The organism is Nitrosomonas sp. Nm132, assembly GCF_900100485.1.
Classification (GTDB): domain Bacteria; phylum Pseudomonadota; class Gammaproteobacteria; order Burkholderiales; family Nitrosomonadaceae; genus Nitrosomonas.
In genome coordinates, this window is sequence record NZ_FNDH01000076.1 from 1 (window position 1) to 6,591 (window position 6,591).

A 6,591-nucleotide genomic window follows, 5' to 3' on the forward strand; every position below is an offset into this window, starting at 1 on the left:
TCCGCACGTCCCATGGAGTGGCGCTTTACGAATGATGACGCTCGGGTAAAATTGAAGAAACTTTACCCGACTTTAGAAGAATGACTGAGTACTAGTATAACCTTTACGTTCATCAGCAGACCGTACCTTTACGTGGCGCACTGCCTGGTATTTGGTGTTCATAGTGAAATATTCCAGAGGTATATATTTGCTCATTCAAATTTCCAATAAGATTATGAATAAACCAAAATATATTCAATATTTCGTCTTTGGTTATTTCTTTTCTTACAAGGCCATTGTTAATGTATAGGGAGTTTCTTCCAGCTGTATGCGCAATATTGTTTCTTAACCTTTCATAGGATTTGAATTTTTTCCAGTCACATGAAATTCCATTCTCTACTGTGTTGAAATCTCGAATATTTAAACCACATACATTCTCAAGTAACTGGATCCGCTTCTTTTGCTCGTTAGTCCTGTAGTTATCCATCATCCACTCATCATCCTCGATGTTGGCTATCGCGGGGCTTTCTAAAAATTCAGTTTTCTTCTCCTCGCTCCAAATAAATTTAAGATTCTTGTTACATTCTCTTATTTCATCACGATGCTTCCATATGAATTCATTTTTCTTCTTGCTTTCACTTTTACTATCACAATAAGCCCATATAAATATTACTGTATTAGCAATAAAGAACTCGAATATAGAGAACGCATTCACTAAGAATTGATTTCTGGCGTAGGTCAATATAGTTTTTTTATGGTTGTCAAAATCAGAATGATTACTGGATAAGACTAATCCTGACCGACTACCACCACCATGCTCTCTCCAGGCAGTAAAATACGAATCGGGAATTGCATAAGGACCTTCAATTTCGAGTTTCTCTCTTATTAGCAAGCCGTACTCTGTATATCGATACAAAGCCAATGAAGAGCTCAAGTCGTTAATTGCTGTGTAAAAAGGAAACGATTTTGGGTATTTTAGTGGTCTTGCCATCGTGTCAGCCTAGTGAGAATTTACAAACCCGTTAATAAAATACAGCCATACCAAGGCATCAGTCTAGAAATGCAACATCTATCTTCATTGTTTCTTTAAAAGTGATTTGTGAAGGTTCAAGATTAAGAATTAGTTTGACATCCGTAAAAAAGAGCTGTGACAAATCTGATGATCAGTGTCGTGTATTAGTGAGCGCTGACGAGTGAAGAATTAATAAAAACATATAGTTATAATACTATTAGCCCGACGGTCACTGACATGCAGCGGGGAAAGAGTGTTGTCAATGAGTAACTGTCTGTTATATATGGATATTTAAGAAATGTGGCGGTGAATGTATCGGAGTGAGCTTCGGTTTCTACTTACACAGATTATTCAATCTTTCTTCTCTGAGCATATTTTCTTCACCAATAATTCCCAGCTTACTTTGTTGTATCGTTTAGAGTGGGTGTGTTGCTGTCGCTTCAATTCTGCAATATTAATCAAGGCGCTACAAGCACATAACTTCACAAAAGGGCACCCCGCTCTGTGGTGTAACGTGTACGATGGCAGGATCCTCTTATGGATTTTGAGTTTGCGGAGCCTGAATATCAACCAACGCCGCTTTGCCTACGCGCCAGTCCTTCCGTCCGAGTGCTCGCATAGGTGGCTTATAGGATTTAACTTATTGTCTTAAAGGCGAAGAGCCTTTATATTCGGGAGCTATTTTTAATGGTATGTATTTGTAGCCCCCCGTGTTACTTGAATGGGGGAAAATTAAATGGTGCGTTGAAACTTTATATTAAATGCTATTCTTAAGCTAATTAAGTAATAAAACCAAGGAGAAAGCAATGGGAGCGATATTCAAACTAGAACACGCCAATATCATGGCTTACGTCACGTCGCGCTCATATGCTCCACCTCGTGTCCTTCGGCAACATCTTGAGGAGTTTCTCCATGTACTTTCATATGATGCTGAGCACTACTTAATCCCTGAGCACGGGTACGAGCCGTGGCCAACAGAGATCGCCGCAATTGCGCGTAATGCAACCGCGCAATTGTATGAAAGATCAGCGGACACAGAATCCGTATTGGTTCCTCCTTCGACTTTGAGTCGTTTGTTAGAAGGCCTTCGAAGTGAATTCGCTGCCTATCCGCTTTACGCGCTTGCTGTTGGTACGAACCAGGAAATCCGCGATGTAGCCCTCGATCTGGCGAGAGCGCCTATGCATGGTCAACTTCTTGTGCTGATACCTGAGAGCGAAGTGACTGAGCGGAATTTTGAGGTGCTCGATCCGGTGCCAGCCTTTTCTACTGCGCTACATGCTGCACCAGACTGGCCAGGGTTTATTTTCTGGACCCAAACAGGTGAAAGTGCATTCGCAAAAATCAATCAAGCAAGCGAACTCTTGGATCTTCTCCTTCATGCGCAATTCCGAATGAAGCCACGACGACAACGACCACTCCCATTTATGACAACGCAAGGCTTTGATTTTGTTCTCAAAGAATGGTCTAAACGTTCTTCACGAACATATCGTCGGTTGCTTCACTTGAGTGATCTTCATTTTGGGACAGAAGAAGCTACAGAGAATCAAGCAATTCTTGATGCAGAATTAAGTGAAATTGTCCAGAACGTTGATCGGGTGGTCATAACCGGTGACTTGTTTGACACACCAAATAAAAACTACGCTACCTTATTCACCAACTTTAAGCACAATATTACCCGCCTAGCAGGCGGGCGAGAGCCAATCGCTATTACTGGCAATCATGATCAAAGAATGATTGGTCTGTTCGGAGATGACTACAAACATGTTGCATCAATCGGAACGCAGAAGATTGTTGTCGACGATCAATGCCAAATGATATTTATCTGCTTCAACTCTTCGGAGAATGGAGTCTTTGCACGAGGTGAAATTTCAAGCTCTCAATTCCGCCAGCTGGGCGGAGAGTATCGCACGCTTATCGCCTCAAGGTCAGAATTAAGACACTATTTACCAATAGTTTTAGTGCATCATCACCCATTCTCTTTCGAAGTTCCAGCTGAAACTTTGATTCAGAAAGCGCTCAAGGTAATCGGCCTTGGAGATGAAAAGCTTCTTGTCCTAGCCAATGCAGAAGAATTGCATCATTGGTGCATGGATTGGAATATCAAGACTATTCTTCACGGACACAAACATAAAGCAAGATACGTGGAACGCGAGGTATCGCGTGCGTCGAACCACGCTCGTCTAACGGCTATTGGTTGTGGTAGTTCGCTTGGCGCAGAAGGCTCTCCTGTTTCATATAACCTACTTGAGTGGGAGCCGGAATCTCAGCGTTGGATAGCATCGTTCTTCGAAAGCATTAATGGCGGAGCCTTCCGCGAAACCGTTGCGGCAGTATCTCCGCAGCAATGATTGCAGTCATGGTGATGTTACATATACAAGATTGTCAAATTGAAATCTTAGTAAACCAGTAGTGCCCAGATTTATCCGTTTTGGCGAGCCATATATGTGTATCTCATTGTTATATAAAGATATTTTCTGGCGTGCCTGATAAGCACAGTGGCGTGAACGCCGGACTTCGAGTCCCGTTTTCGCTCATCATCGAATTTTGAATGACGGTTTTCTTCAACCCAAATTGCAACCTTTGGAGCGATAGGCAATAGGTTGGACCGGCGCGGAAAGAACCTGGTAAAGATCCGCTGGCTTACAATTCAATCGGAAGTTTGATCAACAACCGATAGTGGAGCCGTCAACTGAATAAGGAATCCGTGTGCGGATTTTATCGTGGCTCGGCCGCACAAGCGAGCAAAGCAGAGCACAACTCCTGCTTGCTTGCTGTGCATGACCAGAGGATTATCAAGAATAGGTTTTGCCAGAAATAAAATTCATCTTGCAATTACGGGGAAATCTTTTTAGGAATACAGGATAATGCGCCCTTAGTAAAAAAGCATTTATTATTTCTATACGCAGAGCAGATATCAAAGATTTACTACTCACGCAATGTGCTTCGCTTATTGGCGTTTTACAAAAAACGAACTCGGCGAACAGTGACGCTCAGCGCAAATAAGGCGGGATAGGTTCTCCAAAGAACTCGCGCATTAAAAAATTTTCGAGTCCTTCGCTATCTCCTGGGCGTGCGGACAGGACGACGGTGCGATTAAGGCGATCTGATTCCCAGTGAAAGTCTTCCTGATGATACTGACGAATGAGCTGGATCATCCTGCGGATGATTGCACGCTTGATGTCACCATCCGGACCTGCTTCAACTTCAATTAATACTCGCCGCGGATTGCTGTCTCCGGTTGTCCAGGAGCGAAACGAGAACTGCGCATAGCGTGGGCCAATGTTGATAATTTGGAAAATGCCATTGGTACCGGGTATTTGCAAGTTACGTTTGACTCTCGCCATCCTGATCTCTTCCGCTGAGGGCTGGGGTTCAGAGTTAATATTTTTGTTGTTCTCAGGCCCATCAAAAATACCAGGCGGCCGGTTTTGTTGCCTTCTTTTTTGATTAATATACGCTGACAAATCGGTCGGTGCAGCGGTATCTTTTTTTTGTGGAGCTTCGGTTCTGGTTTCTTCCCCGGGTGGTGTAACTTTTGCCGTTTCAATCGCATCCTGCTTGACAGGCGGCGGCTTGAGTGGAGTGAGGGGCCGGGGGCGCGGAAGCGGCGGCATTACCCGCTTCGGTGCTATTTTTACTTGCTGCGCTTCATTTTGAGGTTGCGTCTCGATGCCTTTGGATGGCGGCGGAACGGGTTCTCGTGGCTGTGCGAGTTCCGGAAGCTCCAGGAATTCTGCTTCGATTGCGTCAGGAATATCAATACTGACTTTGATTTCGGGTACTGTCAGGTAAAAACCAAATACCCAGATGATGATCAGCCAAAGCAGCGCCGCCAGCGGCAGCGGCCACCAGAGACGAATTTCCCTTGTTCTGGAGCTATTCATCGCAACGGACTTTATCAAGCTATTAAGGGATATAGGAATTATTTATGCCGAACCGCGATCAGGAAATGCTGCACGCCCGCATTTCGCGCCCGGAGCATCGCCTGAACCACAATGCCCTGTGGCGCTTCGTTGTCGGCCGATATGATCAATTTTTGCTTGGCATCCTCAAGCAGCGGTTTGAGTGTGGTAACTAGGGTATCGAGGGTAACGGATTCTTTATTGATAAAAATTTCATTGTCCTTGGTTAGGGTTAAAGTTACCGGTTTTTCGGCACTGAGTTTCTCGGCTTGGCCTTCGGGTAAGTTGACTTGCAGAGAATCCAGATTCTGCATGGATAACGAAGCCAGCATAAATGTCGCGAGCAGAAAGAACATGACATCAATCATGGGAATAATCTGGATATAACCTTTTCGGGGTGTTCTGGATTTACGCAGTTTCATGGGTGTCTTCCTTTTGATCCAGCCGGATATGATCGATCAGGCGCGTGCCGAGGCGTTCCATTTCATCCATGGTTTGTGATTGTAGGCGTGAGAAGTAATTGAATCCAAATAATGCAACCAGCGCGATAATCAGACCAATAACGGTTGCAATGAGTGCTTCGGCAACACTCCCTGTCACTGCGGTGGGGGTAACGATACCTTCGCTGCCAATGACTTGAAAAGCGCGCATCATGCCGACAACGGTTCCTACGAGCCCCAGCAGCGGTGCAGCTGTCACGATTGTTTCCAGCGCCCAGAGGCGGCGGGCCAATGAATTTTCAATTAGCTGGGCTTCATCCGCTGCACGCGATTCAGTCCACCAGGATGGTTGGTGCCGATTGGAAATCACAACTTCAAAGAAGCGCTTGTAATAATGGCGTTTATCAAGTCCTGAGAGGATTTTTTCCAGGTCTTCCCACTTGAAGCCATAGGTTTCAATGAGATTTAACAAATCGTTTGAGAGACGGGCGAAGCGCCAGTAAACAAACGCTTTTTCGAGCATTATTGCCAGCGCGATGACACCCAGCAAAGATAACGGCAGAATAATGATTCCGCCCAGTTTTAGCATGATCCAGGCTTGATTAAGGTATTCCATTCATAAACTCCAGATTGGGTATGTTTTTATAACGTGTGATTCGAAACGGTCATTGCTTTGAATTTAAGCCCCTGAAACTGGATAATCAGAGAGTTCCGGTACGATGAATGCGTGCTTCACAGTCACTTCTTCGTAAAGTTTGCAGTGGCTATTTTGCGCTTTTTCCATTTTAAGCCAGAAGCTGAAAACGTAGCCTGAACTTTGCATAAATTTTCTGTTACCTACTCTGGTTTCTACTCCCTTATTTTTTTGATTTTTAGGCGATATCTCCCCTACCCCTAGCGACAAGGTTAAACGTGAACTGGTTATTGGGAAGGGGGGCATCGTCTCGTGAGCCGGACGTGTCGGGTTATGGAGAGGCCAGCATGGCAGATTTCCTACGGGCTGAAATGAGTCGTTGACAGACTTTTGTCAGCAGCGCCCTGACCGGACAGGCGCTGGGTACGAGGTGCGGTCTGACTTCAAATCGGCCTTCACTTGTTTGATCCAATTCTCCGCTTGTCCGCGCGGGCAATACACCTGCTGGTAGAGTGCGCCGGGAGTGGGACTGCGCAGCGACGTGACCACGTAACGCTGATTATCTTTGGCTGGCCGCCCGGTGTTCCCCGCCAGCACCTCGGCCTTGAGCACCACGCGATG

5 protein-coding genes and 1 pseudogene are annotated in these 6,591 nt (G+C 45.3%); 1 reads left to right on the forward strand and 5 read right to left on the reverse strand.

The window, feature by feature from the left end:
• Positions 1-112: 112 nt before the first annotated feature.
• Positions 113-970, reverse strand: a complete 858-nt coding sequence (locus BLP80_RS14060; RefSeq protein WP_143002309.1) for a hypothetical protein — start codon at positions 968-970, stop codon at positions 113-115.
• A gap of 827 nt (positions 971-1,797) precedes the next feature.
• On the opposite strand from BLP80_RS14060, the gene BLP80_RS14065 reads away from it, so the two are divergent.
• A complete protein-coding gene (locus tag BLP80_RS14065; RefSeq protein ID WP_090544278.1) occupies positions 1,798-3,342 on the forward strand; it encodes a metallophosphoesterase family protein in 1,545 nt (514 codons plus the stop codon).
• Positions 3,343-3,984: 642 nt separating this feature from the next.
• Here the strand turns inward: BLP80_RS14065 and BLP80_RS14070 are convergent.
• From BLP80_RS14070 to BLP80_RS14085, 4 genes and pseudogenes are all read right to left on the reverse strand, one after another.
• A complete protein-coding gene (locus tag BLP80_RS14070) occupies positions 3,985-4,878 on the reverse strand; it encodes a hypothetical protein (protein WP_090544280.1) in 894 nt (297 codons plus the stop codon).
• 38 nt (positions 4,879-4,916) lie between these two features.
• A complete protein-coding gene (locus BLP80_RS14075; protein WP_090544283.1) occupies positions 4,917-5,318 on the reverse strand; it encodes an ExbD/TolR family protein in 402 nt (133 codons plus the stop codon).
• Positions 5,305-5,952 (reverse strand): MotA/TolQ/ExbB proton channel family protein, encoded by a 648-nt coding sequence (locus BLP80_RS14080; RefSeq protein ID WP_090544285.1) that lies wholly within the window; start codon positions 5,950-5,952, stop codon positions 5,305-5,307. Before BLP80_RS14080 ends, BLP80_RS14075 begins: the two co-directional genes overlap by 14 nt.
• Positions 5,953-6,301: 349 nt before the next feature.
• Positions 6,302-6,591 (reverse strand): annotated as a pseudogene (locus BLP80_RS14085) (transposase); the annotation flags it as partial.